The following is a 2643-nucleotide window of genomic DNA, read 5'->3' as shown; positions in this document are numbered from 1 at the left end:
TACATTGAGTTAAACGACACATTGCAAATAACAACCGAGCAAGGATTCCCCGGGGGGGTGTTCTAAACCTTGAAAAACACCATAAAAAACCGATTGAGACTAAAGATGTTGCTAACCAAATTTTCGAGTTTTACGGTAAACCCGGGGCGAGGATATTTCACCTGTCGCCAACCAGATGTTTTCTTGTTCACAATATTGATGGAAAATGGTTGTACTGGGGCAAGATACTTATACTTGAGCAAACGATTAATTGTACTAAAAAAGGTGTGCAGACAACTTCCGGAAAATATAAAATTATTGAAATTTACGACCCAAAATATCAGCTACAAATAACTAAACATGAAACACCAAAAGGGAAAAGCTACTTTTAGCTGGCGGACATTCAACGGTTCAATAAGATGTAAAACAATTTATTGAGAATAGAATTTAGCCGATCTCCGCTAAATTAAGTTAATTTTTTTGAAAAATATGATTGAATATATTGACATTGTTGATGGGGAAGATCGAGTAATCGGCAGAGCGACCAGGGAAGAGATTTACCAAAAACTGTTGCCTCACCGGATTGTTCACGTTCTAATTTTTAATGACAAAGGTGAGATGGCCTTGCAACTTAGAAGCGACAAGGTTTCTTTTTGTCCGAATCATTGGTCAACAACGGTCGGTGGTCATGTCCAAGCGGGCGAAAGTTACAGGCGGGCGGTAGAAAGAGAGTGTCAGGAGGAGCTGGGAGCGAAAAGCAAGCTTGAAAAATTTTCAAAAGTCTTTTTTGAACCAAAAACAGCACCAAAAAAGTTTTTAATGATTTATAAAACCGTTCATAATGGACCTTTTTATCCGGAAACGGATGATGTTACAAAGATTGATTTTTTCTCCATTGATAAAATACAGAAAATGGTTAGAGAAGGGGAAAAATTTCATCCCGAATTATTGTTTATATTGGAAAAATATTTTTTAGTTATATGAATCACGCGCTTGTCGTCATTCCCGCCTCCCTCCTTCGCTAAAGCTACGGCAGGGCACGGTCGCGGGAATGACAAGGAGAGACGGGAAGAATTGAGGGAAGCAAGGATGACAAAAAAAAGCAAAAATGACAGAAAAATGTATTTTTATCAAAAGGATATGTCCTAAATTCAATAAACAGAGGAGTTTTATTAAATTGAATATAATATAAACCTAGATTTTACTTACACAACTATTGTTGAATCTGATTGTTTTTCAGATCTTAAGGAGCATGCTAAAAAAATTTAATAAAAGTCTTGCATAAATTTAATTTATATGATACAAAGAATATGCAGTATGTTGCACACATAATCCAGGGTGCATCTGCTATCTTCACGGGTAGCTGATGCGCAAGGGGGGCGAAAGTATGCGGACGAAACCCGGGTCCTAGCTGGGGGGCGTCCCCTGCTAGGACTTTCCGAACCCTCGCCGCCGGTACCCTGTGCCGGCGGCGAGTAAAATAAATAATTACCTTTATACAGAAAAATCCCCGTCCGGGGATTTTTTGGTAGTCATAAAAAAAACTAGGAGAAGATTAAATTATTAACTGGTATTTAATAATCATTGCATTTTAACGTTCTTGTGACCAAAAGTAAGAAAAACTAATTATCAATTTTGAAGTCAATCAAAAAATTTGCATTTGCAAAAATTTTTTGTTATATAAATATTAACCCAACTAGGTTGGAGAAACGAACAGAAGCACCAAACCAGTCGTGCTGGTATGATCGGGGGAACCCGATCCCAGTCTTTCAGAGACCTGCCCGCGAAAAGGCCGAGATCGGGGCAGGATCCGCCAGATCCGTGAGGACCTGGCAAGGCCCTGAAAGGAGGACAGATCATGGCCAGGGCACCGTCGTTGTTTGTCGCTCTCGTCTAGGCACCGGCGCCGGACGTACCCCCCCCGACTAGCGCTTGGCGCTAACTCGGAGGGGCAGAAGGAGTACAGTGTCCCCCTCCCGCGACGTGTGGGAGGGGGACAGTCTTACAAAAAAGTAAACTTATATCCAAAAACTCCGCCAGTTGGCGGAGTTTTTGGTACCGGGTCCCCAAAAAAGGATCGTTATAATTTAAAATAATACTCAAATTGCTATCTCACCACCGAAAAAATTTAACAAATTATCGCGCGGGTTATATCAGATTCAGATTTTTACCCGGCACAACAAAACAACACTACGACTTCTTCTGATCCTCGGTTGATGTCTTATCGTCGCTATTCTTTTCTCCATTTTCATCGGTCACATTATCTTCATCTTCCTTGGCTTTTTCCTCAACCTCAACCGCCTCAACGTCTTCGACGACTTCAGTTTCAAGCTCTGCCATTTCTTCTTCGCTTCGTGGCGGCATCACCAGTGCGACAACTTCCTCGGGATCAGCCTTGACCTCGATCGTCTTTGGGATTTTAATGTCGGCAATCTTGATCGTATCGTCAAAAGTTTTTAGAAGTGATAAATCAACCTCGAATTCGGATACCAAATCATTTGGCAGACACTCAACTTCAAGCGCGTCAAAGTTTTTAACCAGATTTCCCTCAAGTTCAAGAACCGCCGCCGATTCATTGATAAAGGAAAGAGGGATTTCAGTCGTCAGCTTCTCGGACATCTTAACCTTGTAAATATCTAGATGGATCGGTTGGTTGGAAATGGC

Annotated in this window: 2 protein-coding genes; one reads left to right on the top strand and one right to left on the bottom strand. The window is 41.2% G+C overall.

The genetic code is table 11. The annotated features are described in order from the left end of the window. Positions 1-468: 468 nt before the first annotated feature. Positions 469-963: an NUDIX domain-containing protein gene (locus tag WC445_05000; protein ID MFA5129279.1), complete on the top strand. Its 495-nt coding sequence runs from the start codon at positions 469-471 to the stop codon at positions 961-963. Between the two features lie 1206 nt (positions 964-2169). Here the strand turns inward: WC445_05000 and WC445_04995 are convergent. Then, positions 2170-2643 (bottom strand): hypothetical protein (locus WC445_04995; protein MFA5129278.1); only part of this gene is annotated, 474 nt, incomplete at its 5' end.

The sequence above is a fragment of the Patescibacteria group bacterium genome (assembly GCA_041650995.1).
GTDB lineage: Bacteria > Patescibacteriota > Patescibacteriia > XYB2-FULL-38-15 > XYB2-FULL-38-15 > JAHIRI01.
The sequence above is the reverse complement of the archived record's forward strand: the minus strand, read 5'-3'. Positions and strand labels throughout refer to the sequence as shown.